Annotated in this window: 26 protein-coding genes; 12 read left to right on the forward strand and 14 right to left on the reverse strand. The window is 32.0% G+C overall.

The window, feature by feature from the left end; genetic code table 11:
• Positions 1-160: 160 nt before the first annotated feature.
• From dapA to NH341_RS04910, 3 genes are read right to left on the reverse strand one after another with little or no spacing between them, the layout of a single operon-like run.
• Positions 161-1,036, reverse strand: coding sequence for a 4-hydroxy-tetrahydrodipicolinate synthase (gene dapA / locus NH341_RS04900; protein ID WP_159492349.1), 876 nt, complete (start codon positions 1,034-1,036; stop codon positions 161-163).
• Positions 1,036-1,548 (reverse strand): hypothetical protein, encoded by a 513-nt coding sequence (locus NH341_RS04905; RefSeq protein WP_047789183.1) that lies wholly within the window; start codon positions 1,546-1,548, stop codon positions 1,036-1,038. Before NH341_RS04905 ends, dapA begins: the two co-directional genes overlap by 1 nt.
• A gap of 29 nt (positions 1,549-1,577) precedes the next feature.
• Positions 1,578-2,651: an esterase-like activity of phytase family protein gene (locus NH341_RS04910; RefSeq protein WP_253055847.1), complete on the reverse strand. Its 1,074-nt coding sequence runs from the start codon at positions 2,649-2,651 to the stop codon at positions 1,578-1,580.
• A gap of 76 nt (positions 2,652-2,727) precedes the next feature.
• Here NH341_RS04910 and NH341_RS04915 point away from each other — a divergent pair, with 76 nt between their 5' ends.
• Positions 2,728-3,117, forward strand: coding sequence for a DoxX family membrane protein (locus tag NH341_RS04915; protein ID WP_047789184.1), 390 nt, complete (start codon positions 2,728-2,730; stop codon positions 3,115-3,117).
• A 40-nt stretch (positions 3,118-3,157) separates the two neighbouring features.
• On the opposite strand, the gene NH341_RS04920 is transcribed toward NH341_RS04915, so the two are convergent.
• From NH341_RS04920 to NH341_RS04950, 7 genes are all read right to left on the reverse strand, one after another.
• The gene (locus NH341_RS04920) at positions 3,158-3,616 is read right to left on the reverse strand and encodes a GyrI-like domain-containing protein (RefSeq protein ID WP_253055849.1); all 459 of its coding nucleotides are present in this window, start codon (positions 3,614-3,616) and stop codon (positions 3,158-3,160) included.
• A 62-nt stretch (positions 3,617-3,678) separates the two neighbouring features.
• The gene (locus NH341_RS04925; RefSeq protein WP_073181144.1) at positions 3,679-4,335 is read right to left on the reverse strand and encodes a lysoplasmalogenase; all 657 of its coding nucleotides are present in this window, start codon (positions 4,333-4,335) and stop codon (positions 3,679-3,681) included.
• Between the two features lie 70 nt (positions 4,336-4,405).
• A complete protein-coding gene (ligA, locus tag NH341_RS04930) occupies positions 4,406-6,403 on the reverse strand; it encodes an NAD-dependent DNA ligase LigA (RefSeq protein WP_253055851.1) in 1,998 nt (665 codons plus the stop codon).
• Positions 6,404-6,407: 4 nt separating this feature from the next.
• The gene (locus NH341_RS04935; protein WP_253055853.1) at positions 6,408-6,968 is read right to left on the reverse strand and encodes a hypothetical protein; all 561 of its coding nucleotides are present in this window, start codon (positions 6,966-6,968) and stop codon (positions 6,408-6,410) included.
• A 130-nt stretch (positions 6,969-7,098) separates the two neighbouring features.
• Entirely contained in the window at positions 7,099-7,461 is a 363-nt protein-coding gene (locus tag NH341_RS04940; protein ID WP_073181148.1) for a hypothetical protein, read from the reverse strand.
• 93 nt (positions 7,462-7,554) lie between these two features.
• Positions 7,555-8,997, reverse strand: a complete 1,443-nt coding sequence (locus tag NH341_RS04945) for a glyceraldehyde-3-phosphate dehydrogenase (protein ID WP_047789189.1) — start codon at positions 8,995-8,997, stop codon at positions 7,555-7,557.
• Between the two features lie 165 nt (positions 8,998-9,162).
• Positions 9,163-10,545 carry a trypsin-like peptidase domain-containing protein gene (locus NH341_RS04950; RefSeq protein WP_159492353.1) on the reverse strand — a complete coding sequence of 461 codons (1,383 nt, stop codon included), beginning with the start codon at positions 10,543-10,545 and terminating at the stop codon, positions 9,163-9,165.
• Between the two features lie 136 nt (positions 10,546-10,681).
• On the opposite strand from NH341_RS04950, the gene dapF reads away from it, so the two are divergent.
• From dapF to NH341_RS04970, 4 genes are all read left to right on the forward strand, one after another.
• Entirely contained in the window at positions 10,682-11,458 is a 777-nt protein-coding gene (dapF, locus tag NH341_RS04955) for a diaminopimelate epimerase (protein WP_253055855.1), read from the forward strand.
• Complete coding sequence (locus NH341_RS04960; RefSeq protein ID WP_253055857.1) at positions 11,458-11,982, forward strand: GNAT family N-acetyltransferase; 525 nt, start codon at positions 11,458-11,460, stop codon at positions 11,980-11,982. Before dapF ends, NH341_RS04960 begins: the two co-directional genes overlap by 1 nt.
• Positions 11,975-13,003 carry an endolytic transglycosylase MltG gene (gene mltG, locus NH341_RS04965; RefSeq protein ID WP_253055859.1) on the forward strand — a complete coding sequence of 343 codons (1,029 nt, stop codon included), beginning with the start codon at positions 11,975-11,977 and terminating at the stop codon, positions 13,001-13,003. The genes NH341_RS04960 and mltG overlap by 8 nt, the downstream gene beginning before the upstream one ends.
• Positions 13,004-13,171: 168 nt before the next feature.
• The gene (locus NH341_RS04970) at positions 13,172-13,792 is read left to right on the forward strand and encodes a peptidoglycan-binding protein LysM (RefSeq protein ID WP_073182625.1); all 621 of its coding nucleotides are present in this window, start codon (positions 13,172-13,174) and stop codon (positions 13,790-13,792) included.
• Positions 13,793-13,841: 49 nt separating this feature from the next.
• Here the strand turns inward: NH341_RS04970 and NH341_RS04975 are convergent, their stop codons facing one another.
• The 3 genes from NH341_RS04975 to dnaA are packed head-to-tail and all read right to left on the reverse strand — an operon-like array spanning position 13,842 to position 16,465.
• Positions 13,842-14,546 carry an SAM-dependent methyltransferase gene (locus tag NH341_RS04975; protein ID WP_159492357.1) on the reverse strand — a complete coding sequence of 235 codons (705 nt, stop codon included), beginning with the start codon at positions 14,544-14,546 and terminating at the stop codon, positions 13,842-13,844.
• The gene (locus NH341_RS04980; protein ID WP_253055861.1) at positions 14,546-15,004 is read right to left on the reverse strand and encodes a low molecular weight protein-tyrosine-phosphatase; all 459 of its coding nucleotides are present in this window, start codon (positions 15,002-15,004) and stop codon (positions 14,546-14,548) included. Before NH341_RS04980 ends, NH341_RS04975 begins: the two co-directional genes overlap by 1 nt.
• Before the next feature lie 36 nt (positions 15,005-15,040).
• Complete coding sequence (gene dnaA / locus NH341_RS04985) at positions 15,041-16,465, reverse strand: chromosomal replication initiator protein DnaA (RefSeq protein ID WP_047789195.1); 1,425 nt, start codon at positions 16,463-16,465, stop codon at positions 15,041-15,043.
• Positions 16,466-16,641: 176 nt separating this feature from the next.
• Here dnaA and NH341_RS04990 point away from each other — a divergent pair, with 176 nt between their 5' ends.
• The 6 genes from NH341_RS04990 (at position 16,642) to NH341_RS05015 (ending at position 23,592) form a co-directional block, all read left to right on the forward strand.
• Positions 16,642-17,046, forward strand: coding sequence for a thioesterase family protein (locus NH341_RS04990; RefSeq protein WP_047789196.1), 405 nt, complete (start codon positions 16,642-16,644; stop codon positions 17,044-17,046).
• A gap of 23 nt (positions 17,047-17,069) precedes the next feature.
• Complete coding sequence (locus NH341_RS04995; RefSeq protein ID WP_159492361.1) at positions 17,070-17,642, forward strand: cob(I)yrinic acid a,c-diamide adenosyltransferase; 573 nt, start codon at positions 17,070-17,072, stop codon at positions 17,640-17,642.
• 100 nt (positions 17,643-17,742) lie between these two features.
• Positions 17,743-17,964: a DUF2795 domain-containing protein gene (locus tag NH341_RS05000; protein WP_047789198.1), complete on the forward strand. Its 222-nt coding sequence runs from the start codon at positions 17,743-17,745 to the stop codon at positions 17,962-17,964.
• A 126-nt stretch (positions 17,965-18,090) separates the two neighbouring features.
• Positions 18,091-21,441, forward strand: coding sequence for a preprotein translocase subunit SecA (secA, locus tag NH341_RS05005; RefSeq protein ID WP_253055863.1), 3,351 nt, complete (start codon positions 18,091-18,093; stop codon positions 21,439-21,441).
• 166 nt (positions 21,442-21,607) lie between these two features.
• Positions 21,608-22,480 (forward strand): UDP-2,3-diacylglucosamine diphosphatase, encoded by an 873-nt coding sequence (locus tag NH341_RS05010; protein ID WP_253055865.1) that lies wholly within the window; start codon positions 21,608-21,610, stop codon positions 22,478-22,480.
• A 95-nt stretch (positions 22,481-22,575) separates the two neighbouring features.
• On the forward strand, positions 22,576-23,592 hold the full coding sequence (locus tag NH341_RS05015; protein ID WP_253055867.1) for a glycosyltransferase family protein: 1,017 nt from the start codon (positions 22,576-22,578) through the stop codon (positions 23,590-23,592).
• Here the strand turns inward: NH341_RS05015 and NH341_RS05020 are convergent.
• Positions 23,579-24,244, reverse strand: a complete 666-nt coding sequence (locus tag NH341_RS05020; protein ID WP_253055869.1) for a uracil-DNA glycosylase — start codon at positions 24,242-24,244, stop codon at positions 23,579-23,581. The two genes, NH341_RS05015 and NH341_RS05020, sit on opposite strands and share 14 nt — an antisense overlap.
• A gap of 37 nt (positions 24,245-24,281) precedes the next feature.
• Here NH341_RS05020 and NH341_RS05025 point away from each other — a divergent pair, with 37 nt between their 5' ends.
• Positions 24,282-26,489: a DNA mismatch repair protein MutS gene (locus tag NH341_RS05025; protein ID WP_253055871.1), complete on the forward strand. Its 2,208-nt coding sequence runs from the start codon at positions 24,282-24,284 to the stop codon at positions 26,487-26,489.
• The last annotated feature ends 55 nt before the right edge of the window (positions 26,490-26,544 follow it).

A 26,544-nucleotide genomic window follows, 5' to 3' on the forward strand; every position in this document is an offset into this window, starting at 1 on the left:
ACTTTCAAGCGCCCCTTTTTAGGGGCTTTTAATTAATAAAAACTTATTAAGTTAATAATTTATAGTTTTTCAAAACAATGGGAATAATATTCTAACTAAAAAAAGACCATAGTTTATAATAAACTATGGTCTTTTTAACTCCTTTTTCTATATGCTCCTTTTATAGATTATCTATAAAGTCTGATATTTTTGTTTGTAGTTCTTCTGAAGCTGTTACTAATGGTAAACGTACTTCATCTAAACATATTCCTAACTTTTGTAATACCGCTTTAATTCCCGCAGGATTATTTTCTTCAAAAATTAGATTTACTATATCCATTAGTTTGTAGTGTATATCGTAAGCCTCTTTTGCTTTTCCTTCTAATCCTAATTGAATCATTTTTGAAAACTCTTTTGGTAATGCTTGTCCTATTACAGAAATAACTCCTGCTCCACCTGCTAAAGTTACTCCAACAGCCAAATCATCATCACCTGAAATTACTAAAAAGTCTTCAGGCTTATCTTTTAACAACTCATAGTATTGTTGTTGATTGTTTCCTGCTTCTTTAACTGCAACAATGTTTTCAAAATCTCTTGCTAATCGTAAAGTTGTTGCTGGCTCCATATTTTTTGCTGTTCTACCAGGAACATTATACATAATAATTGGCTTAGGGCTCGCTAAAGAAATTGCTTTGTAATGTTGATAGAACCCTTCTTGAGTTGGTTTGCTATAATACGGGGCTACTGATAAAATTCCGTCTATTTCCGATAAGTCTAAAGATTGTAGTTCTTCAACAACAGTTTGTGTGTTGTTTCCTCCAACTCCTAAAACTAAAGGTAAACGCCCTTTATTTTCTTCAGCAATTACTTTTATTATTTCTAATTTTTCTTCTTTAGTAATTGTTGCACTTTCTCCAGTAGTTCCATTTATTACTAAATAGTTTGTACCGTTTTCAATATTGTAATTTACTAACTTTTTAAGTGCTTCAAAGTCTACACTTAAATCTTCATTGAAAGGAGTTACTAAAGCTACTCCAGTTCCTACAAACTTTTGCATTATATTTTATTTAAAATCGTTAGGTATTTTTTTAATTCTTGGTTTAAAACAGCTTCGTTAAAACTAGCATCAGATACTACTATATCGTACAATCTATCGTCAATTTCTGCAAAACCTGCTTTAAAATCTGCTTGTGACAACAAAGTTACCATATTCGTTAATAAGTTTGACGTTTTTGTATAGTTTATAAGTAGGTCGTATTTGTTTTTAACGAAATCTTTTAAATTGTCGGATTTTAAACTCGCTTTGAAACCAAAATCTTTTTCGGTAAAAAACTCTGGAGAGGGTTCCTCCTTTTTTGAGTACTCTTTACAAACTAGTACTCTTATGTCTGTTTTTTGAAAAGGAAAAATGTTTGTTAAGTTGGCTATTACTACATTTACTAAAGCTTCATTATCTAGCAATATTGCTACACTTTTAACTTTGGTTTCTTTATGAGGAATATTCTCTTTTTTTACAACTAGTTTGTCGTATGCTTTCTGAATAGATTTCTTCTTTAGGGTACTTATCATCTGTAAAAATTACGAGTAGCTAATTTATATTATTTCTCATCAATTTCTAATAATAAAAATTGATTTAATTGCCTTCCATACAACTGAAAATTATCATCAGCAGCCAAGATTAACGATTTATTTCCGTTTTGCAATATTGGACCAAAAGTAATCGCTTCAATATTATCTATTATCCCATCGGTTAATTGATTTTTAACAGTACTAAAATCAAATAACAGCTCTTTTTTTAATGGTATATATTTTTCGTTTTTTAAAGATTGATTTTCTAATGTATTTGTTGAAGTTTTATCTATAGTTGCTTTAAAAATTCTAACTACATTTCCATGGCTACCATAACCACTTTGATATGCTCTTTCAATTATAAAAAACTGATTCTTTCGGTATTCTAAAATAGCTGTAGTTCCGTTTAAGTTTATTTTCCCTTTAGCTGGTTTATCAATTTTCTCTAATTGATATGCAAATTGTTTGGTCGCTTTTTTTGATTCGTTATCAAAATAGGTAATTCTGATAGGAGATTGTGTTTCGTGAAATGTAGGCTCTTCTCCATCTGCTTCTAAAGGAGCTTCCATTGCTACCCAGAAACCTTTTCCGTCAAAACTTTTTGAAGAACTTTCAAAAACACCGTTATGCTTTGGTTTCGCTTTGGATGTTGCTTTGAAATAATTAGGTATTTCTACCCCTTGTTTAAAGTTTCCTTTTGTGTCTATTTCAAATATACTTGGGTCTTTTTTATATTGAATAGACCCTTCACTTACTAAATTTATGGTTCCGTTATCTACGAATACAGATTCTAAATCCAATACATGATTTTTAGTAAACTTACTTATAGTATCAACTATAATAACATCTTCAAAATTTACCGATTGTATTGAATCATTTTTAACAATAATATCTCCTACTAAAATTCTTGGATTTGTAGCATCATCCACTACCATATAGTAGTTGTTATTGTAATAATCAATTCCAGAAATTCCACCGATAACAGTGTTATTGATAACTAAAGAATCTTTTATCAAATACTCGTCTAAAAACTTAAGTGTTGTTTTTTGCTTTTTACAAGCAAGTAAACCAAAAACGGATAGGACTAATACTATTTTTTTCATACTTACAAAAGTATTGTTTTTAGTTTATGTAAGCATTAAGAATTATAACGTCTAAGTAAATAGATTTTTATTATGTATGAAAAAATATATTCTTTTAATTTTAAAACTGATAGCTGCTATTATAATGCTTCAAACATTATTTTTTAAATTTACTGGAGCTCAAGAAAGCATTGATTTGTTTGTTAAAATAGCTGGAGATAATGAGACTTATATGCGAATAGGTACAGGTGTTTTTGAATTAATTGCTTCCGTACTTTTATTTATCCCTAAAAAAACTTGGTTAGGAGCCTTATTAACTATTGGTTTAATGGGTGGAGCAATTATGAGCCACTTAACTATTTTAGGTATTGAACACGATGGCGATGGTGGCATTTTGTTTATTAGTGCTATCGTAACTTTTATCTCTGGAGTTATTCTATTAATTTTTAATAGAAATAATATACCTTTTGTTAGAAATAAACATTAATTTAAATTAAAAAGAGCAGTTCTAAAACTGCCCTTTTTGATTAATTTACTCCTATAAATATTTCTACTTCTGCATTTGTTGGGTCTGATACTTTTGCTCCATACAACTCATAATCGGAAGTATAAGCTCTTTTTATATCTTCATTCCAAATTTCTAACCATTTGTTATAGACAATATTCTCTGTTAAGCTTCCCTTTGCTGCATATGTTTTATAGTTTGGTGCTGCTATTTTTTTACACACAAACCCTTCTGGGATATTACCTATTTCACTTACCTTACAACCGATGATTGTTGTGTATGGCTTAGTATAATCTGATTCATAATCCGTATACACAACATATACTTCATTTGAAAGTTTATTTGGGATTTGTTCAACTATATTCTCCGACATAAATCGTTGCCATAAAGCAGGTATATCTTTTGCTGCTTGTTGATTCTCATTAGTAGTTCTTACTGAAATTCCTATCACGTAAAACGGTTCTTTTTGTCCTGTACTCATTTTTTGTTTTTTATTTTCAACAAAAATAAAGTGCCGCTATGTCAACCCTATGTCAGTAGTTTTTAATTTTCTTTAGCTATAATTGCTTTAACAATTAAATATTGAGAAACGACATACAGGACAATTATAGCAATATCAAACAACCTTTTAGTTGTATAAAAGTTATTCAATGCTATAAGGCTATCAGAAGCAACAAACAAAACAGCTCCTAACAACAACCATGAATTCGCTGTGTTTTTTTGCTGACGATAATTTAGTAATGCTGCTGTTCCAAAAGTTGAAATAGCTATTCCGTACACCAATACAGGTAGCAACATGTCTCCTAAATTATTATAAATTAAACCTAAGAGTCCCACAAATAACAATACAAAGGGAACTGCTGATGTTAGTATTTTAACTACTGAATCCTTATACAAAAAGCTTGTCGTTATTTTAATATAAACAACATGTGCTACTAAAAACGAGGCTAAACCAAATACAAAAAAGTTTGTTTTATCAAGCAAGAAAACATCACCCCAAAACGAAAAAAACAAAGCCGATAACAACCAGAAACGATGCTTACTTACCGATACCAAATACACTACCGCTAGTGATGTCATTAATAACGGTTTAAAAATCATTTCTATTGTTTTATTTTGTGTAATTACTGCATACACATCGGTAATAGCAACCAATAAAAAAACGATGGAAGCTAGGGTTATTTTAGTTTGTTTGGTCATTTTTTAGTGTTAGGTGTTAGATAAATTAGTTTTTAATTTTCACTATCTACTGTCGTCTACTGTCTAAAAACTAAGCAATCGTATCAATAAAATCTTGTTCTGAAATAATGGGAATTCCCAGGCTTTCAGCTTTGGTAAGCTTACTCGGCCCCATATTATCACCTGCTACAATATATGTAGTTTTTTTAGAAATGGAACTCGACACCTTACCACCGTTGTCTTCAATTGCTTTTTTAAGTTCAGTTCTACTCATTTGATGAAAAACTCCTGAAACGACAAATACTTTCCCAGCTAACTTATCTGTTTGTCCTTCTAAACTTTCTGCTGAAACTTCTAGTTGAACTCCGTGTGATTTTAATCGGTTTATTAAGTCTATGTTCCCTAAATTGTTCGAAAAATCAATAATACTTTGTGCTATTCTATCACCAATTTCATCAACAGAAATTAAGGTTTCCAAATCGGCATTCATTAAATTATCGATTGACTTAAAATGTTTTACTAGCTTTTTAGCCACAGTTTCACCTACAAAACGGATTCCTAATGCAAACAATACTTTTTCAAACGGAATTTCTTTTGATTTTTCAATTCCTTCAATCATATTTTGTGCTGATTTTTCAGCCATTCGCTCTAACGGAATAATTTGTTCTACCGTTAAATCATATAAATCTGCGTAGTTCTTTATCAGTCCTTCTTTGCGTAATAAATCAACCGTTTCTCCTCCTAAGCCATCAATATCCATGGCTTTTCTACTGATAAAATGCTTGATTCTACCTGTAATTTGCGGTGCACACCCAAATTCGTTCGGACAATAATGCTTCGCATCTCCTTCAGTTCTAATCAATTCAGTATTACATTCGGGGCAATGGGTTGCATATTGTGTAGTAACAGAGTCTTCTGGTCGCTTTGTTAAATCAACAGCAATAATTTTCGGAATAATTTCTCCGCCTTTTTCTACGAAAACCGTATCTCCTATTCGTACATCTAGCTTCGCTATTTGATCAGCGTTATGTAATGAAGCTCTTTTTACAATCGTTCCAGCTAATTGTACAGGTTCTAAGTTTGCTACAGGTGTTATTGCTCCTGTTCTACCTACTTGATAGGTAATTTCATTTAATACTGTTGAAACTTGCTCTGCTTTAAATTTATAAGCAATTGCCCAACGAGGTGCTTTTGAAGTATAACCTAGTTCGTCTTGTTGCTGAAACGAATTTACTTTTATCACTACTCCATCCGTTTCATAAGGTAACGTGTGACGTTTAACATCCCACTCGTTTACAAAATCTAACACCTCCTCAATCGACTTAGCTAAAACAATAGTGTCTGGAATTTTAAATCCAACTTTTCTGGCGGCTTCTAAACTTTCAAAATGCGAAGCATATTTACGTTCTCTTGTCACTAATTGATACAACAAACAATCTAGCGGTCTTTTTGCTACTTCTGCACTATCTTGTAGCTTCAAGCTTCCACTAGCGGTATTACGCGGGTTTCGATATGGTTCTTCATCTTTCGCAATACGTTCTTCATTCATTTTATTAAATCCATCTAACGGTAAAATGATTTCTCCTCGCATTTCAAAATCAGAAACAAAGTCGTTATTTAGTAATAATGGAATGGATTTTATGGTACGAATATTAGTGGTTACATTATCTCCTTGAAAACCGTCTCCACGAGTAACTGCTTGTACAAACTCACCATTCTCATAAGTAAGATTTATTGAAGCTCCATCGTATTTTAATTCACAGGTATATTCAACTTCATCGGTTCCTAAAATTTTCTGGACACGTTTTTCCCAATCTAACAAATCTTCTTTAGAATACGAATTGTCTAACGAATACATTCTATGTTTGTGAGTAACCGTTTCAAAGTTTTTAGTTACTTCTCCTCCTACTCGTTGCGTTGGGGAATTTGAATCAAAATATTCTGGATTTTCGTCTTCTAACTGCTGAAGCTCTTTTAACTTAATATCAAATTCATAATCTGATATGGTTGGTGCATCCAACACATAGTAACTATGATTATGTTTGTGTAACTCTTCTCTTAATTTTTGTATCTTCTCCTGAACTGTCATTAAATTATTTTCTAACGGTACCTGTAAAATGATTTATTTTTGAATTGATTGGGTTTCCTGATGCTCTTCTGAATGAAGCTAACTGACCTGCATGCCAAATAGCATCTGCTATTGGACCATTAATTGCATTCCATAATGGAAATTCTTTTTCTCCAAAGATTATTTTGAATTGTGACACATCATCACTACTTCTTAAAATATCACTAGCTCGTTTTAAGTTTTCTAAGGTTATTTTTCTTTTTTCACCAAAGGTCATTTTAACCTGTTTTTTTTCATTAGGTTTACTTAAAGTAGCATTTAAAATTACCTGCGATAAACTTAACACATGATCTATTGTTTCTCCTGTCGTTTTTGCTTCAGTGCTTGGTTTATACTCTAAATCTTTCTCAGTTAAACCTTCTGTCGCCCAATAATAACGAAATCCTAATCCATCTATCATTCTACTAATCACAGAACCCGCAGTAAACTCTTTTTCTTCTTTTGGAATTTCGTAATATGGTAATTTGGATTGTGCGGTTGTTATTGCTGCAAATAATAACAACATTGGTGTAAGTACTACTTTCATTTTTTTTTATTTTGATGCTAATTTAATAAAAAGATACGAGTGGTATACACTAAAGTAGTATACGAGTAAAAAACAAAAAACCGAGGTAATCCCTTACCTCGGTCGTTAAAAAATAAACTACGTGTATAGTTTATTTTTTTAACCACATAGTATAGATGGTTTCTTCATTTTTTGCTGAAACTAATAGCATTGTTTCACTAATTTTTTCAATTTTTAAATTTTTATCAAAGCTTTTATCATCAAACTCTAACTCATTTTTATCGGTTATCAATTTCCATGTACCATTCTCTTCTTTATTACTCATCATTACATGATACCTTCCATCAGAGTTTAATTCTAACCAATTACTACCATTCAAAAACTCGAATTTTTCATTTCCAATTTTCATTGAATCTACGAACCACTTACCAGACACTAATGTTCTCAGTTCTTGTGAATAGCTTAGTGAGCTAACACCAAGCACTAGAAATAGTAATATTACTACTTTTTTCATTAAGGGGATATTTAGGGGTTATTGTTTATTCAAATATAATAAAAAAGCTGAAGTAAATCAATACTTCAGCTTTCTATATACTTTAAAAGTATATTAATAATAGGTATAACGACGTACTTTAGCTATATGCTTTGCTAAACGCATTACTTGATGTGAATAACCATATTCATTATCGTACCATACATAAATTACGATAGTATCTCCGTCAGCTATTGTTGCTTTACTGTCGAAAATAGATGGTGCTGTTGTTCCTACAATATCAGAAGACACTAATTCATTACTTAATGAGTATTGAATTTGCTCTACCAAATCTCCTTCTAAGGCATACTGCTTCATGATAGCGTTTACTGACTCTACTGTTGCTGGAGTATTTAATTGTAAGTTTAAGATTGCTAACGATCCGTTAGGCACTGGTACACGAATAGCACTTGAGGTTAACTTACCTGCTAATGCTGGTAATGCTTTTGCTACTGCTTTTCCTGCTCCTGTTTCTGTAATTACCATGTTTAACGCAGCAGCTCTACCTCTACGGTATTTCTTATGCATGTTATCAACCAAGTTTTGATCGTTTGTATATGCATGAATTGTTTCTAAGTGTCCTTTTTTTATTCCGAAGTTATCTTCTAACACTTTTAATACTGGTGTAATAGCATTGGTAGTACATGAAGCTGCTGAGAAAATATCGATACTATCAGGGTTATTTTCTTCATGGTTTACACCGTGAACAATGTTAGGTACACCTGCACCTGGAGCTGTTAATAATACTTTACTTGCTCCTTTTGCTTTTAAGTGACGACTTAATGCTTCTTCATCTCTAAAAGCTCCTGTGTTATCAATAATTAACGCATCGTTAATTCCATATTGCGTATAATCAATATCTTCTGGTTGTGCAGCAGAAATCATGTAAACAGTTGTACCGTTAATGATTAAAGCATTGTTATCAGCATCTACCTGAACTGTTCCTAAGAAATCTCCATGTACAGAATCTACACTTAACAAAGAAGCTCTTTTTTCTAATACTGTTTGATCTATTTTACCACGAGTTACTACAGCTCTTAATCGTAATTGAGAACCTTTACCCATTTTACTGCTCAACTCACGAGCTAATAAACGACCAATACGTCCAAAACCGTATAATACTACGTCTTTTGGTTGAATATTTTCTGCTTCAGTAGCATCTTTTAATTGCTCTTTTACAAAAGCTATTTTATCTACCGATGCTTCATCTTGTAAATGATATTCGTATGCTAATTTACCAATATCTAATTTTGATGGTGGTAAATCAATTGATTGAATTGATTTAGCTATTTCTAAAGCATCTTCTATTGTTATTGGCTTCGCTACAAATTCTTTAGCATAATCGATTAAATTTAAAACCTCACTAGCTCTTTTATCTACCAATGGATTTCTAAATAATACTAACTCGATAGATTTATCGTACCATAAATCGTTAACGATGTTTATAAACTCAACCGTAGCTCTTCGAACTTGTGCTTGATTTACTACTTCTTTTTCGTAATTTGTTATTGTTGACATAGTTGTGTGTTAACTAAAATTAAAAAATTTTTGCAAAAATAGGTATTTCTTCTTTATTTATTGTTGGTTTTACAAAAGAAAAAAGCCCTGTTAAAAATCGTTTTAACAGGACTTTTTTTTATTTAGTATATATAGTTTATTCTTCTAAATATTTTTTTCATTAACCTAATACCTAAATCGTTCTATTTGACCTGATGGACTAATCATCTCTAATAAAAGCCTTTTACCACTACCATACGAACGATCTAACATACTAACAGCTTCTTTTGCATTACTTACTTTTTTCCCATTAATTTTGGTTAAAATATACCCTTTTCCCACTTCAAATTGTTTAAAAGCTATATTTTGAGTTCTTTTAATTTTAGCTCCTCCATCTAATTTAAACTTTTCCCTATCTTCTTTTGTAAGATCTTCAAACTCTGTTTCTAAAACTCTACTTACTGGTAACTTTATAAGCTTGGTTAATTTAACTACTTTAGTCAACTCTTCTCCATCTCTATCAATTGTTAAATTCACATATTCTCCAGGTCTTTTTGCCGTTAACTGTCCTTTTAAATCTGAAAACTTAGAAATCTTTATATCGTTTACTTTTGTTATAATATCTCCTTCTTCCAAGCCTGCTTTTTTAGCCCCTCCTTCTTCTAAAACTTCTCCTATTTTTACCCCTTCAATATTTACTGCTTCAATATCTACATTAATTCCTAAAACAGCTTGTTGTACCATTCCAAACTCTAGTAAATCATCTACTATTTTTTTAGCAATGTTTGAAGGTACAGCAAATGAATACCCTATAAAAGAGCCTGTTCTTGAAGAAATAGCTGTATTGATTCCTATTAATTCACCTCTTGTATTCACTAACGCTCCTCCACTGTTTCCTGGATTTACAGCAGCGTCTGTTTGAATAAATGAATCTATGTTTGTGTTACCATTTAAATCACGCCCTTTTGCACTTACAATACCTGCAGTAACAGTAGATGTTAAATTATAGGGATTTCCTACTGCTAATACCCATTCTCCTACTTTAATATTATCAGAATTTCCAAAAGGTAAATTTGGTAATTCAAAGTCAGCTTCTACTTTTAACAATGCTATATCATTCGCTTTATCAGCCCCTATTAATTCCGCTTTTATTTTTTTCTGATTGTTTAACGTAATCTCAATATCACTTGCTCCTTCAATCACATGATTATTAGTTACAATATATCCATCAGGAGAAATAATTACACCGCTACCTGTACCAACTTGTTGATATTTCCTTGTACCATTTCCTCCAAAGAAAAAACTATAAGGATCTTGTTGTGTTCTTATAGATGTATTTTTAACATGAACCACCGCATGTACTGTTTTATCAGCTGCTTCTGTAAAATCTGTTGGTGTTGATGTTGAGTTTATTATTGTTGGTGTATAACTTGCCTTTACAGTTTGCATTGTTGGCTCTACCTCTTTCTCTACTATTACTTGCGGTTCTTCTATTAGTGTTTTGTATCCTGCAAGTGCTATTGCGCCTCCTAAAATCGCAATTCCTAAAGTTCCAATAATTTTCTTCATATGCTTACAAAATTTTATACTTCAAATATACAATTTTAACATTTCAAGTAAATGTGTTTAACTTCTATTTAACTGATTTTAACCGCTATTTAACAGTCCTCTTTCCTTTATAAAATATGTATCTTTGTCCTTTATTATGGATTTAGAATTTTACAAATACCAAGGAACTGGTAACGATTTTATCATAATTGATAATCGCTCAAAAACCTTTCCAAAGAATAAAAATGACATAATTGCAAAATTATGCGATAGACACTTCGGTATTGGAGCTGATGGTCTTATATTACTTGAAGAAGATAATACTACCGATTTTAAAATGGTATATTATAACTCTGATGGTAATGAAAGTACTATGTGTGGTAATGGTGGACGCTGTATTGTGGCTTTTGCTTATAAACTTGGACTTTTTGAAACCGAAACTACTTTTATTGCTATTGACGGGCTGCATCATGCCTCTATTTCTAACAACCTTGTTTCTTTACAAATGATTGATGTTGACAAGGTAACTGTTTTTGATAAATACGTTTTTACCAATACAGGATCGCCACACCATGTTCAGTTAGTAAACGACCTTACTAATTATGATGTGTTTTCAAATGGAAAAAAAATCAGGAATGAAATTTATGGTGACGAAGGTAGCAACGTTAATTTTGTAGAACAAATCACAAATAACACTTTTAAAGTACGTACCTACGAGCGTGGCGTAGAAAATGAGACTTTAGCCTGCGGAACGGGTGTTACTGCCGTTGCTATAGCCATGCATGCTACTAAAAAAACCAACAGTTCATCTATAATCTTGCCTGTTGAAGGCGGGGAATTAGAAGTTTCTTTTGAAGAACAAGACGGAGTTTATTCGAATGTATTTTTAAAAGGTCCCGCTACATTTGTATTTGAGGGTAAAATAAATATTTAGTGCATACGTTAACTGGAATACATATTAAGTTAAGAGCTTTAGAACCTGAAGATTTAGAGTTTTTATTTCAAATTGAAAACAATGAATCTTTTTGGGAAGTGAGTCATACACAGACTCCTTTTTCTAAATTTTTACTGAAGCAATATTTAGAAAACTCTCACTTAGATATTTATGAAGCTAAACAATTACGATTAGTTATTGATGATAAAGTGACTGGTAAATCTATTGGGATGATAGATTTGTTCGATTTTAACCCGCAACATAAAAGAGCTGGTATCGGAATTTTAATTCATCCTGACTTTCAGCAGAAGGGATTTGCCTCTGAAGCTTTACAGTTACTAATAAAGTACTGTTTTATACATTTGCATTTACATCAACTATATGCAAATATCACTAGTGACAATACTAATAGCTTACATCTTTTTGAAAAACAAAACTTTAAGCAAACTGGTATTAAAAAAGATTGGATATTTCATAATGAAACATATAAAGACGAACTATTATTTCAACTAATAAATGAATAAGAAAATTATTTTAGGAGGTATTGCTGCTATTTTTTTAATTGGCGGAATTATTGGATTTAACTACTATCAAAAAATCTTTGGTAAAGCTGTTACTAAAGATGGAGCTATATACATAGGCTCTAACGCCTCTTTTATAGATGTGAAGAAACAACTTTCTGAGTTTGTTAAACATCCTGAAAATTTTGTTTGGGTTGCTGAAAAGAAAAAATTCACACAACCCAAAGGTGGAAAATATTTACTAAAAAAAGGGATGAACATGAATGATGTTGTAAACCTTTTACGTAGTGGAAATCAAACACCTATTATCCTTTCTTTCAACAATCAAGATACTTTAGAAAAATTAGCAGGAAGAATAGCTGAACAAATTGAAGCAGACTCTATTGCTTTATTACAAGCTATGCAAGATCCTTCTTTTTTAGCTACCAATAAATTTACTGAAAAATCTGCATTAGGAATGTACATTCCGAATAGTTATGAGTTTTACTGGAATACTTCTGCTGAAAAATTTCGCGATAAAATGCTACGCGAATACAATCGTTTTTGGACTTCTACTAGGTTAGAAAAAGCTAAAAAACTAAATCTTTCAAAAGAAGAGGTAATTACATTAGCTTCTATCGTTCAGAAAGAAACAGCTAAAAAAATAGAGCGCCCTGTCGTGGCTGGTTTGTATCTAAATAGATTAAGAGATAATTGGCCTTTACAAGCCGACCCAACAGTTATATATGCAATTAAAGAAGTTAAAGGACAAGATTTTGTTGTAAAAAGGGTTTTAAACAAAGATTTAGTGATAGACTCTCCTTACAATACTTATAAAAACACAGGACTTCCTCCTACTTTGATTGCAATGCCAGATATTTCATCTATTGATGCTGTTTTAAACCATCAAAAACACAATTATTACTACATGTGTGCTAGTGTTGATAAAATTGGCTTTCATGAATTTGCTAACTCTTTAGCACAACACAATCGAAATGCAGTGAAATATCAACAATGGATAAATCAACAAGGAATAAAGAGATAAATTAACAAAATTTTATTCTCATCAATTTCAATAAAACATTATTAAAAAGTTAATATAAAATAGTTTTTTTTGGTTTTTACCTAAAAAAAACACAGGAAAACAGCTTTATCATCAACAGTTAAAAAACTGTAAATTATTGATTTATAGCCTGTTATAAAAATTTACCGTATCTTTGCTGCGCTAAACAGAAAGTATTTAATTATCAGACATTTAGTATTAGTATTTTTAGGATTTGTATTATTAACCAGTTTTACAGAGACTACAACTAAAAAAGAAAAAACTACTACAACAACGCCAATACCAATTCACAAGGTAGAAAAGGTAAACATTCCTTTTTTATTAAATGATTTTGTAGGATTTAAAGAAGCCTTAGCTTTTAAAGAATCACAAGGTAGGTACAGAGTAGTTAATACACTTGGATATTTAGGGAAATACCAATTTGGTAAAGAAACCCTAAAGAGATTTAGAATTTACAATACCACTCATTTTCTTAGAAACCCAGAATTACAAGAACGCACATTTGTAGCGTACTGTAAATTAAACAAATGGATCTTAAGAAAAGACATTAAAAGAAGTGTTGGTAAAACTATTAATGGAGTTAAAATAACCGAATCTGGTATTTTAGCAGCAGCGCACTTAAGTGGCGCTGGTAATGTAAAAAAGTTCTTACGTTCAAATGGATCTATCCGTTTTAACGATGCCTATGGAACCTCTATACAATCATACCTTAAAAAGTTTGCTGGTTATGATGTTTCCAACATCAAAGCCAACAAAAAACCAACAGTTTAACCAAATAACCGAAGATATAAAAAAAGCATCGATTAAATCGATGCTTTTTTTATTTATGAATGATAAAAATTGCTGGTCGCTTATGTAAATCAGTCTTTACCTGCTTCCACTCTTTTATCGTTAGTGTTTTAATATATTCTGTTGGAAGTGTTATATCACACGCCACACAAACTCTTGTATCAGGAGACAAAGTAGCGCGTAAATCATCTAACATTTTTTCATTCCTGTAAGGAGTTTCGATAAAAAGCTGTGACTGATTTTTTTCTTTTGAAAGCTTCTCTAAATCTTTAATTGCTTTTTTTCTGTCTGACTTATCAATAGGTAAATATCCGTTAAACGCAAAACTCTGCCCATTCATACCAGACGCCATAATTGCCAACAAAATAGAAGAAGGTCCTACCAATGGAACTACTTGAATCCCTTTTTGATGCGCCAACTTAACAATACTTGCGCCTGGATCTGCTACTGCTGGCACACCTGCTTCAGAAAGCAAACCTACTGATATTCCTTTTTCACAAACATCTAAATAATTCTTAGTTTCTAAATCATCAGAATACTTATCTAACAACATCAACTCCAATGAAGGTTGTGATTTTGTTGGTGTAATTCTTTTAATGAACCTTCGAGCAGACTTTTCGTTTTCAACAATAAAATAATCTAATTGTTCTACTACCTTTTTTACTGATAATGGCATCACCTCTAATGGCTCTGTATCACCTAACGTTGTAGGAATCAAGTATAATTTACCTTTCATTATTTCTGTTCTAATTTTGAAGCTATAATTTCACACGCTTCGTCTAACATTTTATACACGTTTTCAAAACCTTGATCTCCTCCATAGTAAGGATCTGGAACACTCCTGTTTTCATCAGGATACAATTCGTTCAAAATCATCTTTACTTTTTCATGTTGCTCTTCATTTTCAGATAAAGCTACAATATCTGCATAATTATTTTGATCCATTGCAAAAATTATGTCAAACTTATCAAAATCAGCTTTTGTAAATTTTCTTGAACGTTGATTGGTAATATCTATACCATATTTTCTAGCCACTTCAATAGAGCGCTCGTCAGGTAATTCACCTACATGATAACCCGCAGTACCAGCTGAATCAACTACAAAACTTTCAGATGATAATTTAGATTTTAAAATCCCCTCAGCAAGAGGAGATCGGCAAATATTACCTAAACAAACCATTAATATTTTTTTCATACTCATAAAAAAACCTCACTAGGTGAGGTTCGTTGTTTATAAAGTTAACTTTTTTGTTAAGTCTTCTACATACTTTTTAAACTGCTTATCAGTTTCTGTCAAATTATCTACAGTTTTGCACGCATGCAATACAGTAGCGTGATCTCTTTTACCTATTTGACTTCCAATACTTGCTAACGATGATTTTGTCATACGTTTAGCAAAGTACATCGCTAACTGACGAGCCTGTACAATATGACGCTTACGTGTTTTTGACTGTAAGGTTGCCACATCCATATCAAAGTATTTCGATACTACTTTTTGAATGTAATCAATAGACAGTTCTTTTTTCGTGTTCTTAACAAATTTATCTACAATCTGCTTTGCTAATTCAATTGTAAACTCTTTTCTATTAAAAGAAGCTTGAGCTATCATTGAAATTATCACTCCTTCTAACTCACGAACATTCGACTTTATATTCTTTGCTATATACTCAACAATTTCTTCAGGCATTTCAACACCATCTCTATACAATTTGTTTTGTAAGATTGAAATTCTTGTTTCGTAATCAGGTGCTTGTAACTCAGCTGATAACCCCCATTTAAAACGAGATAATAACCGTTGTTCGATATCTTGCATATCAACAGGTGCTTTATCCGAAGTTAAAATAACCTGTTTTCCATTTTGATGTAGATGATTGAAAATATGGAAGAACACATCTTGCGTACCAGCTTTTCCTGATAAAAACTGCACATCATCAATAATCAACACATCAATCATTTGATAGAAATGAATAAAATCATTTCTGGTATTTGATTTTACAGAATCAATAAACTGTTGTGTAAATTTTTCAGAAGAAATATACAATACCGTTTTATCTGGATATTTATCTTTAATCTCAACACCAATAGCGTGAGCTAAGTGTGTTTTTCCTAATCCAACTCCACCATATATTAGTAATGGGTTAAATGAAGTTCCTCCTGGTTTATTGGCCACAGCCATACCTGCAGAACGTGCTAATCTATTTGAATCTCCTTCAACAAAATTTACAAAGTTATAATTTGGGTTTAGTTGAGATTCTATCTTTACTTTTTGCAAGCCAGGAATTACAAATGGATTTTTTAGTTCTCGTTTTGATTCTAACGGAACGGTTACTTTTTGTGGTTTTAACGGATTACGATTTGAACTAGGTATTTTTACTGTTTGCGGACTATTACTACTATACGTATTTTCCATACGTACATCATAAATTAGCTTAGCATCATTACCTAACTGACGAACCAAAGCTACTCTTAACAGTTTGATGTAATGCTCTTCTAGCCACTCATAAAAAAACTTACTAGGAACCTGAACCGTCAATGCTTCCCCTGCCAATTTAATTGGCTTTATAGGCTCAAACCAAGTTTTATATGCCTGCGGCTTAATGTTGTCTTTTATAAAAGACAAACATTCCATCCAAACTGAATCGGCTGTTTTAGTCATATGCGGTAAAAATCAATTTTTTAGTTGTTAATTTTTATTCAGATTTAGGGGACACCAAACACCAATGTCTGGGCGAACAAAAGTGTGAATAAATTTCAGTATAAAAAAATCAAATCACTATTGACTTTTATTTTTTTTTTACGTAACGTTAGTGCAATTAAAAATAAAATAATCTTTTGCAAAAACATTATACATCTATACGTGTTCGGTATGCTGAAACTGATCAAATGGGAGTAGTTTACCACGGGAACTACGCACAGTTTTTTGAGATTGGTCGCACCGAATGGTTACGTTCTCTGGGCGTTACCTACAAATATATGGAAAAAACAGGAATCATGTTACCTGTTATATCTTTATCTTGTAACTTTAAAAAATCAGCATTATACGACGATGAATTAACCATTACAACCATTTTAAAAAAAACACCTTCAGTAAAAATTGAATTCGACTATGAAATTACCAATCAAAATAACGACCTAATTTCAACTGGAAATACTGTGTTAGCATTTATTAACAATAAAACAAAAAGACCTATGCGCTGTCCTGATTATATTTTAGATAAATTGGCTATCTTAAAATAATTAATCAAACCAATAAAGAACATATGAAAATATATACTAAAACAGGTGATAAGGGTACCACTGCCCTATTTGGTGGTACTCGAGTACCTAAACACCACTTACGAATAGAAAGCTATGGAACCGTTGATGAACTTAACTCTTACATTGGGTTAATTAGAGATCAAAATATTGACGAAACTCTAAAAAAGAAATTAACAAAAATTCAAAGCGATTTATTCACATTAGGTGCCATGTTAGCTACTCCTCCAGAAAAGGAAACTTTAAAAAGTGGTAAAGAACGCTTAAATATCCCCAAGATTAACGAAGAGTCAATTCAGTTCTTAGAAGACGATATTGACCTTATGAATAAAGATTTACCTCAAATGACACACTTTGTATTACCAGGCGGTCATCAAACCGTGTCATTTTGTCACATAGCACGCTGCGTATGCCGTAGATCGGAACGATTGGCTGTGGCTTTAAACGAAGAAGAGACAATTAGCGATACTGTTTTAAAGTATTTAAACCGACTTTCTGACTACCTTTTTGTATTGGCACGGAAGTTGACCCAAGACTTACAAGCTGAGGAAATTAAATGGATTCCTGAAAAGCTATAACTAAGTTCTTTAATTATTAATTTCACATTTTTTAAAAAAAACTTGACTTTTTACAAAAAAAAATTATTTTTGCGGAAAATCTTATTAAACAGATAAAGAAATGTATTGGACACTTGAATTAGCATCTTATTTAGCAGATGCACCCTGGCCTGCAACTAAAGACGAATTAATTGATTACGCTATTCGTACTGGGGCACCGTTAGAAGTGGTAGAAAACTTACAAGATATCGAAGATGAAGGTGAGGCGTACGATTCTATTATTGAAATCTGGCCAGATTACCCTACAGAAGAAGATTATCTTTGGAATGAAGATGAATACTAGAAAAAATAAATAATAAAAAGTCTCTTTTACAGAGGCTTTTTTTTTGCTTACTTTTAAGCACTCAATAAAAACACAAAAAACGCTAATTAAAAATAACTTAATTAGCTATAAAACAATATTTTACAAATGAGCGTTTTAAATTCGATTATAAAACTATTTGTTGGAGACAAACAACAAAAGGACCTAAAATCACTACAACCGATCGTTGAAAAAGTACGATCTTTTGAAAATTCATTAAACAGTTTATCAAATGATGAATTACGGGCAAAAACAATCGAATTTAAATCGAAAATTAAAGATGCTACCAAATTTTTTAACGATAAAATAGCTGAGCTTGAGGAAGAAGCTAAAAAAGCAGACATCGATCGTCAAGAAGAAATTTATACTGAAATTGATAAATTAAAAGACGAAGCTTACGAAGCATCTGAAGCTGTTTTATTAGATATTATGCCAGAGGCCTTTGCTGTTGTGAAAGAAACAGCAAAACGTTTTGCTAACAATACTGAATTAGAAGTAACTGCTACTCCTTTTGATAGAGAATTATCAGCTACTAGAGAACACATTACTTTAGAAGATGACAAAGCTTTTTGGGCTAACTCATGGGACGCTGCTGGTAAAGAAGTAATTTGGGACATGATTCACTACGATGTACAATTAATTGGTGGATCTGTATTACACCAAGGTAAAATTGCCGAAATGATGACAGGGGAAGGTAAAACCTTAGTTTCTACGCTTCCAGTATACTTAAATGCTTTAACTGGTAACGGAGTTCATGTTGTTACTGTAAATGACTACTTAGCAAAACGTGACCGTGCGTGGATGGCTCCTATTTTTGAGTTCCACGGATTGAGTACTGACTGTATAGATTTCCATCAACCAAACTCAGAAGCACGTAGAGAAGCTTATAACGCTGATATTACTTACGGAACTAACAATGAGTTTGGTTTCGACTACTTGCGTGATAACATGGCTAACTCTAAAAAAGACTTAGTACAACGTGCACCAAACTATGCTATTATTGATGAGGTGGATTCTGTTTTAATTGATGACGCTCGTACTCCGTTAATTATTTCTGGTCCTGTGCCACAAGGAGACAATCATGAATTTAATGAATTAAAGCCTCTAGTTGCCGATTTAGTTTCTATTCAAAATAAATACTTAGTAGGTGTTTTAGCTGAAGCTAAACGTTTAATTAAAGAAGGAGACACTAAAGAAGGTGGTTTCTTATTATTAAGAGTTTACAGAGGTCTTCCAAAAAACAAAGCCTTAATTAAGTTTTTATCTCAAGAAGGAGTTAAACAAATTCTTCAAAAAACTGAAAACTTTTACATGCAAGACAACAACAAGCTAATGCCTGAAGTTGATGCAGAATTATGGTTTACTATTGAAGAAAAGAACAATCAAATTGATTTAACTGATAAAGGTATTGCACACCTTTCTGATATCACAAAAAATGAAACGTTCTTCGTTTTACCAGATATTAGTGTAAAAGTTGGTCAAATAGATAAAAGCGATGCTACTCCAGAAGAGAAAGCTGATCAAAAAGAAGAATTATACCGTGAGTTTAGTGTGAAGAGTGAGCGCATTCATACCATGAACCAACTTTTAAAAGCCTACACGGTTTTTGAAAAAGACGTGGAGTATGTGGTTATGGACAATAAGGTAATGATTGTAGATGAGCAAACAGGTCGTATTATGGACGGTCGTCGTTACTCTGATGGGTTACACCAAGCCATTGAAGCTAAGGAGAATGTAAAAATTGAAGACGCTACGCAAACGTTTGCTACTGTTACTTTACAAAACTACTTTAGAATGTACCGTAAGTTATCTGGTATGACAGGTACAGCGATTACAGAAGCAGGTGAATTCTGGGAAATTTATAAACTAGATGTTGTTGAAATTCCTACAAATAAACCAATTCAAAGAGACGATAAACAAGATTTAGTTTATAAAACTACGCGTGAAAAATACAACGCAGTAATTGAAGACATTGTAAAATTAGTTGGAGAAGGAAGACCTGTATTAGTAGGTACTACCTCGGTTGAAATCTCTGAATTATTAGGAAGAATGTTACAAATTCGTAAAATTCCTCACAATATATTAAATGCAAAATTACACAAAAGAGAAGCTGATGTAGTTGCTGAAGCTGGTAAACCAGGAGTGGTAACCATTGCTACAAACATGGCTGGTCGTGGTACCGATATTAAATTATCTGACGAAGTTAAAGCAGCAGGTGGTTTAGCTATTATTGGTACAGAACGTCATGATTCTCGTCGTGTAGACCGTCAGTTACGAGGTCGTGCAGGACGTCAAGGAGATGTAGGTTCTTCTCAATTCTATGTAGCTTTAGACGATAACTTAATGCGTTTATTTGGTTCTGAAAGAATTGCGAAAATGATGGATAGAATGGGATTAAAAGAAGGTGAAGTAATTCAGCATTCTATGATTTCTAAATCTATTGAAAGAGCTCAGAAAAAAGTAGAAGAAAACAACTTTGGTATTCGTAAGCGTTTATTAGAGTATGATGATATTATGAACGCACAGCGTGAGTTTGTATACAAACGTCGTCGTCATGCTTTAGACGGAAAACGTTTACAAATTGACATCGCAAACATGATTTACGATACCTGTGATTCAATTGTAAGACAAAATAAGGGCGCTAAAGACTTCCAAAACTTTGAGTTCGAATTAATTCGTTTCTCTGCAATGACTTCTCCTTTTTCTGAGGAAGAATTCAATAAAACATCAGAGCAAGATTTAATTGACAAGCTATACAAAATAGTAACGGAACACTACAAAAGCGATGCGGAAAGAAATGCTGAAAATGCATTCCCAGTAATTAAAAATGTTTTTGAAAACGAAGGTGACCGTTACGAGCGTATTGTTGTTCCTTTTACAGATGGTTCTAAAACATTACAGGTAGTTACCAACTTAAAAGAAGCTTACGAAAGTGAAGGAAAATCATTAGTTAACGATTTTGAGAAAAACATCACTTTAGCGATTATTGATGAAAACTGGAAGGATCACTTACGTAAAATGGATGAGCTGAAACAAACCGTTCAAAATGCTACGTACGAGCAAAAAGATCCATTATTGGTTTATAAGTTTGAAGCTTTTGAGTTATTCCAAGAAACGATTGACAAAGTAAATAAAGAAGTTTTATCGTTCTTATTTAAAGGAAAACTACCTAGTCAAGAAGCTTCACAAGTATCTGAAGCTCGTGAACAACAACGTGAGCAATTAGATTTACGTAAAGATGAAGTTCAAAACTCAACACAGCAAGCTATTAGCAATGCACGTAACCAACAAACGCAGGAACAACAAGCTGTAGAAACAGTTGTTCGTGAACAACCAAAAATTGGTCGTAACGAAAAAGTTACCATCAAAAACGTAATGTCTGGTGAAGAGAAAGAAGTTAAGTACAAACAAGCTATTCCTTTATTAGAAAAAGGAGAATGGGTATTGTACAATAAGTAATCTTCAAACAAACTATATAAAAAGTTCGGTTTTTACCGAGCTTTTTACTTTTACATAACATTCACTACACTTTTTAGTAAAGATTTTATTACCAATAATTTATAATTACTTCACTTTTTAAAAACATTCGAAAAGTAACTTTGGTAAACATCGAAGTATACTTAGAATGAAAAAATACAAAAAACGTAAATTAGATATTGCTGTAATATCAGATGTACATTTAGGAACTTTTGGTTGTAGAGCTACTGAACTCAATAATTATCTAAAAACCATCAACCCTAAAATATTAATTTTGAATGGTGATATTATTGATATTTGGCAATTTAACAAACGTTACTTTCCTAAACCACACATGAAAGTCATTAAGCAACTGATGAATTTCATCACTTCTGGAACAAAAGTGTATTACATCACAGGAAATCACGATGAAATGCTGCGTAGGTTTAAAGGTTTTCGCTTAGGAAGCTTTGAAATCGTGAACAAAGTAGTACTTGATATTGATGGTAAAAAGGGATGGTTCTTTCACGGAGATGTTTTTGATGTTACCATGCAACATTCAAAATGGCTTGCTAAATTAGGAGGTAAAGGGTACGATTTTTTAATCCTAATAAATACCGCTGTTAACTGGTGTAGTCATAAATTAGGTTATGGTCGATTATCTTTTTCAAAAAAAATTAAAAACAGTGTAAAAAGCGCCATTAAATTCATTAATAATTTTGAAACAACTGCTGCAGACATTGCAATTGATGAGGGATATGACTATGTAGTATGCGGTCATATTCATCAACCAGAGATAAGATCCATAAAAACTGAAAAAGGAAGTACTGTATACTTAAATTCTGGTGACTGGATAGAAAACTTAACTGCTCTGGAATACAAAAACAAAACGTGGTCTTTATATGAATATGAAAAAGATGAGATCGCTAAAAATATTCATTTAAACTACTCTGTAAAAGATCTAGAGCTCATTAGTTCTGAACACAATAATAGTGAACTTTTTACAGAGCTCCTTAAAGAGTTTAACATTAAAACCCAATAATCATGAAGCTTATAATGGGCATTAAGTTAGGAAATGGTCAATACCTACTAAATAGGTAATTTTCTAAAAACAATCAATTATAAAAATTTAAAAAGATGAAAATATTATACGCTTTTCAAGGAACAGGAAACGGACATGCAAGTAGAGCCTTAGAGATAATCCCACATTTACAAAGACGTGGTGATGTTGACATATTGGTTAGCGGCTCACAATATGAAATAGAGCTTCCTTTCAACATAAAATATAAATTACATGGCTTAGGTTTTATTTTTGGTAAAAAAGGTGGAATTGATCTAATAAACACCTTAAAAGACTTAAACCTAAAGAAAGTTTACAAAGAAATTAAAACACTTCCCGTAAAAGAGTACGATTTAATTATTAACGATTTTGAACCTATCTCAGCTTGGGCATGTTTATTTAGAAATGTCCCCATTATTTCTTTGAGCAATCAAAATGCTTTGTTAAACGAAAAAAACTCTGCTTTTAAAAGGTTTAGGTTAGAGCGTTTGATTATTAAATACTATGCACCTGCAAAAAATAAATTCGGATTTCACTTTAAAACTCATTCCTCTTCAACCTTCTTACCTATTATCCGTAAGGAAATTCGCTATAGAAATATTACAAACAAAGGACATTACACAGTGTATTTACCTTCTTATAGTGATGAAAAAATAATCAAAGTACTTTCAAGCATAAAAGACATAAAATGGCAGGTGTTTTCTAAAAAAACAAAAGAACATCAATTCTTTCATAATATTACCATCCTACCAATAAACGACGATGCTTTTATTCGTAGCATGGCTTCTGCTAAAGGAATAATTTGTGGTGCAGGTTTTGCAACACCTACAGAGGCTTTATACTTACGTAAAAAACTATTGGTTATTCCAATGAAAAATCAATACGAACAACAATGCAACGCTGTTACGTTAAAAGAAATGGGGGTTACGGTTGTAAAAAAATTAAGTAAAAAGCAACTTCCTAAAATTGAAAAGTGGATTAACTCAAATAAAATTGTTGAAGTCCACTACCCTGATGTTACCGAAGATATGTTAGATGCAATTATTTTACCCTATTATAACAAAACCATTTTACCAGAAATTACCATTGAATAGTTGGTGAACCAATGCTTTGTAAAAATTTGTTGGTTTTAGAAAAATGTTTGTTGCCAAACCAATACCCTCGGTTGGCACTTAACGGTGATGGATGACCTGAGGTTAAAATATGATGCTTTTTTTTATCAATAAGCTTTGCTTTTTTCTTAGCAAAACCACCCCAAAGTAAAAACACTACATCTTCTTTTTCTTCAGATATTTTCTCAATTACAGCATCAGTAAATTGTTCCCAACCTTGTTTTTGATGGCTTCCCGCTTCACCCGCTCTAACCGTTAAAGTAGCATTTAACAGTAATACTCCTTGTTTTGCCCAACGAGATAAATCACCACTTTTAGGGTATGGGATGTTTACATCTTTTTCTATTTCTTTAAAAATATTAATCAATGATGGAGGATGTGTAACACCGTCATGTACCGAAAAACACAATCCGTTAGCCTGCCCTACCCCGTGGTATGGATCTTGACCCAAAATCACTACTTTTAAATCATCTAAAGAACAAAAATCAAACGCTGCGAAAATATCTGACCCTTTTGGATAACATCTATGTTTTGAGTATTCATTTTTAACAAAACTGGTAAGATTTTCAAAATATGGTTTTTCAAATTCAGATTGTAAAATATTTTTCCAGCTATCATTAATTTTTACTTGCATTGTTTGTTATTTTTGTCGTGGTTTCAAATATACTATTTTGACTAAAAACATTACAGAAAAAACACTTCAAGATTTAGAATTCACAACGGTTTTAGAACAAGTTGCAACACATTGTATCTCTAATTTAGGAAAAGAGAAAACAATGCTAATTCAACCTATTTCAAACAAAAAAAAGTTATTTTTTGAGTTGAATATGGTGAATGAATATCTGTCTTCTTTTGAAAATGAAAACCGAATTCCGAATCATTATTTTGAAGACATTTCTGAAGAAATTAAGCGACTTGCTATAGAAAACAGTTTTTTAGAAACAGACGCTTTCTTAAAAGTTTCAGCTGTTTCAGAAACTGTGAATGAGCAAAAGAAATTTTTAAAAAAGTTTCAAACCTACTACCCTACATTATTTTCCTTAAGTGATGAAGTTGAGTTTACAACAATAATTGTAGATAGTATAAAGAAAATAATTACTCCATACGGTGAGGTTGCTGACAATGCATCCGCAGCCTTAAAACAGATACGAAAAGAAATTGGCTCTGTACGAGGTAAAATTTCTGAAAGTTTTTCTCGTGCGTTAAGTAAAAACATGTCGAGTGGATATTTAGATGATATTAAAGAAACGGTAATTGATAATCAGCGTGTCTTAGCAGTTTTAGCGATGCACAGACGTAAGGTTAAAGGAAGTTTATTAGGATCATCAAAATCAGGAAATATTGTATATATCGCTCCGCAAGCTACATTAGCTTACAGTAGAGAGCTGCAAAACTTGTTATATGAAGAAAAACAAGAAGTTGTACGTATATTAAGATCTTTAGCTACTGAAATAAGACCTTTTACCCCGCTATTAACTGAATATGTTTCTTTTTTAACACATTTAGATATGGTGGGTGCCAAAGCTAAATATGCTAAAAGCATCAACGGATTGCTACCTAAAATCTCCAAAGAAAAAAAGGTGTTTTTAAAAGACGCCTTCCACCCTATTTTATGGCAAAAAAATAAAGCTAAAGACATTGAAACAATACCACAAACTATTCAGTTAAGTGAAGAACAACAAATTATTGTTATTTCAGGTCCGAATGCTGGTGGTAAAAGTATTACGTTAAAAACAATTGGCTTGTTACAAGTCATGTTACAAAGCGGATTGTTAATTCCTGTTCATGAACGTAGTGAAACCACACTTTTCAATACTATCTTGACTGATATTGGTGATAATCAATCTATCGAAAATCAATTGAGTACCTATAGCTATCGATTAAAAAACATGCGCTACTTTTTAAGAAAGTGTAATGACAATACTTTGTTTTTAATTGATGAGTTTGGTACAGGTTCTGATCCTGAGTTAGGAGGTGCTTTAGCTGAAATTTTCTTAGAAGAGTTTTATGAGAAAAAAGCCTTTGGAATAATTACCACTCACTATGCTAACCTAAAAGTATTAGCAGATGAATTGGATAATGTTACCAATGCCAATATGCAGTTTGACGAACGTACTTTAGAACCTTTGTATAAACTATATATTGGGCAAGCGGGGAGCTCTTTTACCTTTGAGGTAGCGCAGAAAAACGGAATTCCATATAGCTTAATCAATCGTGCTAAAAAACGTGTAGAAACCGAAAAAGTTCGTTTAGATAAGACGATTTCCAAACTTCAAAAGGAGCGAAATCGATTACAAAAGACTTCTGAAAGTTTAAACAAACAAAAATCTAAAGGACAAGAGCATATTGAAAACCTACAAGAGAAAGAACTTAAAATACGTGAAAAGTTAGAAGGTTTTCAAGAGTTATACGATAACAACCAACGTATGTTATCTTTGGGAAGGAATATTAATGAAATGCTTAATAAATACTTCCAAACAAATAATAAAAAAGAACTTTCTGCTAGTTTTTTTAAATGGGCAATGGCAGAAAAGACCAAGTACATAAAGAAAAATCCACCTAAGAAGAAAACCAAAACAGAAAAGAAAGAAGAAAAAGTTGCTACACAAAAACAACAAGAAGCTATTAAAAAAGTAGAAAAAGAAGTACTTCAAAAAGTTGTAAAAGTTCGAGAAGAAAAGAAAAAAGAAGCCGAAAAAATTGCAAAAGAAAGAGCTGCCTATGTTTTTAAAGTAAATGACAGAGTTCGTTTAATTGACGGAAATGCTGTAGGAACTATTGACAAAATAGAAAAGAAAAAAGCCTTTATTAATTACGGGTTATTTACTACAGAAGCTAAAATAGAACAATTAGAATTAGTGGAACGTGCTAAAAAATGATTCATTGATAATACACAAAAAGTTCACATTAAAAAAAATAAGTAAACTAAAAAGC

It is taken from the genome of Tenacibaculum sp. XPcli2-G (genome assembly GCF_024124505.1).
Lineage (GTDB): Bacteria > Bacteroidota > Bacteroidia > Flavobacteriales > Flavobacteriaceae > Polaribacter > Polaribacter mesophilus.

Coding starts and splice junctions, on each gene's coding strand:
- dnaA (WP_047789195.1), bottom strand. CDS start 16,465: ATGACTAAAACAGCCGATTCAGTTTGGATGGAATGTTTGTCTTTTATA.
- NH341_RS04975 (WP_159492357.1), bottom strand. CDS start 14,546: ATGAAAGGTAAATTATACTTGATTCCTACAACGTTAGGTGATACAGAG.
- NH341_RS05020 (WP_253055869.1), bottom strand. CDS start 24,244: ATGCAAGTAAAAATTAATGATAGCTGGAAAAATATTTTACAATCTGAA.
- NH341_RS04920 (WP_253055849.1), bottom strand. CDS start 3,616: ATGAGTACAGGACAAAAAGAACCGTTTTACGTGATAGGAATTTCAGTA.
- NH341_RS04935 (WP_253055853.1), bottom strand. CDS start 6,968: ATGAAAGTAGTACTTACACCAATGTTGTTATTATTTGCAGCAATAACA.
- NH341_RS04905 (WP_047789183.1), bottom strand. CDS start 1,548: ATGATAAGTACCCTAAAGAAGAAATCTATTCAGAAAGCATACGACAAA.
- NH341_RS04915 (WP_047789184.1), top strand. CDS start 2,728: ATGAAAAAATATATTCTTTTAATTTTAAAACTGATAGCTGCTATTATA.
- dapA (WP_159492349.1), bottom strand. CDS start 1,036: ATGCAAAAGTTTGTAGGAACTGGAGTAGCTTTAGTAACTCCTTTCAAT.
- secA (WP_253055863.1), top strand. CDS start 18,091: ATGAGCGTTTTAAATTCGATTATAAAACTATTTGTTGGAGACAAACAA.
- NH341_RS04950 (WP_159492353.1), bottom strand. CDS start 10,545: ATGAAGAAAATTATTGGAACTTTAGGAATTGCGATTTTAGGAGGCGCA.
- ligA (WP_253055851.1), bottom strand. CDS start 6,403: ATGACAGTTCAGGAGAAGATACAAAAATTAAGAGAAGAGTTACACAAA.
- NH341_RS04945 (WP_047789189.1), bottom strand. CDS start 8,997: ATGTCAACAATAACAAATTACGAAAAAGAAGTAGTAAATCAAGCACAA.
- NH341_RS04940 (WP_073181148.1), bottom strand. CDS start 7,461: ATGAAAAAAGTAGTAATATTACTATTTCTAGTGCTTGGTGTTAGCTCA.
- NH341_RS05015 (WP_253055867.1), top strand. CDS start 22,576: ATGAAAATATTATACGCTTTTCAAGGAACAGGAAACGGACATGCAAGT.
- NH341_RS04995 (WP_159492361.1), top strand. CDS start 17,070: ATGAAAATATATACTAAAACAGGTGATAAGGGTACCACTGCCCTATTT.
- mltG (WP_253055859.1), top strand. CDS start 11,975: ATGAATAAGAAAATTATTTTAGGAGGTATTGCTGCTATTTTTTTAATT.
- NH341_RS04980 (WP_253055861.1), bottom strand. CDS start 15,004: ATGAAAAAAATATTAATGGTTTGTTTAGGTAATATTTGCCGATCTCCT.
- NH341_RS05000 (WP_047789198.1), top strand. CDS start 17,743: ATGTATTGGACACTTGAATTAGCATCTTATTTAGCAGATGCACCCTGG.
- NH341_RS05010 (WP_253055865.1), top strand. CDS start 21,608: ATGAAAAAATACAAAAAACGTAAATTAGATATTGCTGTAATATCAGAT.
- NH341_RS04910 (WP_253055847.1), bottom strand. CDS start 2,651: ATGAAAAAAATAGTATTAGTCCTATCCGTTTTTGGTTTACTTGCTTGT.
- NH341_RS04925 (WP_073181144.1), bottom strand. CDS start 4,335: ATGACCAAACAAACTAAAATAACCCTAGCTTCCATCGTTTTTTTATTG.
- dapF (WP_253055855.1), top strand. CDS start 10,682: ATGGATTTAGAATTTTACAAATACCAAGGAACTGGTAACGATTTTATC.